The sequence below is a fragment of the Synechococcus sp. WH 5701 genome (assembly GCF_000153045.1).
GTDB lineage: Bacteria > Cyanobacteriota > Cyanobacteriia > PCC-6307 > Cyanobiaceae > Regnicoccus_A > Regnicoccus_A antarcticus.
The window spans coordinates 1-1,778 of sequence record NZ_AANO01000039.1 but is presented as its reverse complement, the minus strand read 5'-3'; the positions used below and the strand labels follow the sequence as shown (position 1 = coordinate 1,778).

The window sequence follows — 1,778 nt, the reverse complement described above, 5'->3', positions numbered from 1 at the left end:
TGGGCTGCTGGGTTCGCGCCGGGTCAACCCATCCAGAGATCTGGACGAAAACCTGCTAACCCGCATGGCCCAGCAGACCGGCGGGGAGTATTTCCGGGCGCGCAGCCTGCCCGAGCTGGAGCTTATCTACGAGAGCATTGATCGACTGGAACCGATCGAGCTTGAAGGCAAGTTCTATCGGCCGGTAACCGAGCTCTATGTCTGGCCTGCCGGGCTCGCGGTCATTCTGTGGCTGGCGCTGTTCCTCGTCCGCCACGGGCGGGAACTTGTTGCTGAAACCCGCCGGAGCAAGGAGGAGGAAACGCATGTGGGCTGACTTCCATTTCCTGCGCCCGCTCTGGCTGCTGTTAATCCTGCTGATACCGATACTGTATCTTGCATTCCGGCAACTCCGCATGGGCGACAGCGGATGGTCCCGGCTTATTCCGGCCCGTCTGCTCTCGCCCCTGATTCGTCACAACGGTAGCTCGGGCCAGTCGAACAAGTCACCTCTGGTTCCGGCCTCTTTGGCCCTGATCATTCTGTCCCTGGCCCTGGCCGGACCGGCCTGGCGGGAGGCACCGACACCGCTGAAACAACCCGGCGACAGCCTCGTGATCGCACTGGACCTTTCACTGTCCATGCTGGCAACGGACGTGGAACCTGATCGGCTGACCCGGGCCAAACGGAAAATCCGGGATATTCTCGAGCTTCGGGAAGGCAGCCTGACCGGCCTGCTCGTCTTTTCCGGCGATGCCCACGTGGTAACACCGCTGACCGATGATGGCCGTACGATTGAGGGCATGCTCAACGTGCTGGACCCGGTGATCATGCCGGCGACAGGCAACCGGGCCGATCTCGCCGTTGCCCGCGCAAAGGCATTGCTGGAACAAGGCGCACTTGGCGAAGGTCGCATCCTGTTAATCACCGACAGCATCAACGACGACTACGAGGGTACCATCCGGGACACGCTTTCCGGCACGGATACGCGCTCAATACCCTGGTCGTCGGCACCGAGAACGGAGGCCCCATTCCCCTCGCCCGGCGCGGTTTCATACGGGAGAACGGCGACATTGTCATCAGTCGTGCTGAACCCGAAGCGCTGGCGGCACTCGCCCGCAGCAGCGGCGGCCAGAGCCATGAGCTGACCCTGGACGACACCGATATTGAAGCGCTCGACCTGAGCCCGCGGGACAGTGACGACTGGCAGGATTCCGAGGACGGCCTGACGGTCAATCGCTGGCAGGATGACGGTTACTGGTTGCTCTGGCTCGCGCTGCCGCTGGTTTTGATGGGCTGGCGCCGGGGGGCTCTCAGTGCGCTTGCTTTGATCCTGCTGCCGGTCTGGCCGCAGCCGGCAGCCGCCATAAGCTGGGAAGAGCTCTGGCAGAGGGAAGATCAGCGAGCTCCCGCCTTGATTCAGGACAACCCGGAATCAGCCGCCCGCCAGCTTGAAGACCCGGAATGGCGGGGCTCTGCGCTCTATCGTTCCGGCAAGTACGACAGCGCCGCCGAAGCGTTTGCGCGCAAACAGGGTCCCCGTGCCAGTTACAACCGGGGCAATGCCCTGGCCCGTGCCGGAAAACTGGAAGAGGCCCTGGCTGCCTATGATGCGGCGCTGAACGCAGCGCCTGACATGGAAGACGCCCTTCACAACCGGAAAATTGTCGAGGAACTTCTGAATCAGGAACAGCAGAACCAGGACGGCAACCAGGATAACAACCAACAGGATTCCCGGAACTCCCAGGGCGACAGCAGTAATCAGCAACAAAACCGTCAGGGCCAGAACGGAAACAAGA

At 62.1% G+C, this 1,778-nt stretch carries 3 protein-coding genes; all 3 read left to right on the top strand.

Annotation, left to right across the window (positions count from 1 at the left end; translation table 11 throughout):
- Positions 1 to 316, top strand: a 316-nt coding sequence (locus tag WH5701_RS00190; RefSeq protein ID WP_006169752.1) for a hypothetical protein, incomplete at its 5' end; no start/stop codon positions are given.
- Positions 306 to 1,127, top strand: a complete 822-nt coding sequence (locus tag WH5701_RS17830; protein WP_006169751.1) for a VWA domain-containing protein — start codon at positions 306 to 308, stop codon at positions 1,125 to 1,127. The genes WH5701_RS00190 and WH5701_RS17830, both read left to right, overlap by 11 nt.
- Before the next feature lie 113 nt (positions 1,128 to 1,240).
- A partial coding sequence (locus tag WH5701_RS17825; RefSeq protein ID WP_006169749.1) for a tetratricopeptide repeat protein occupies positions 1,241 to 1,778 on the top strand: 538 nt, incomplete at its 3' end.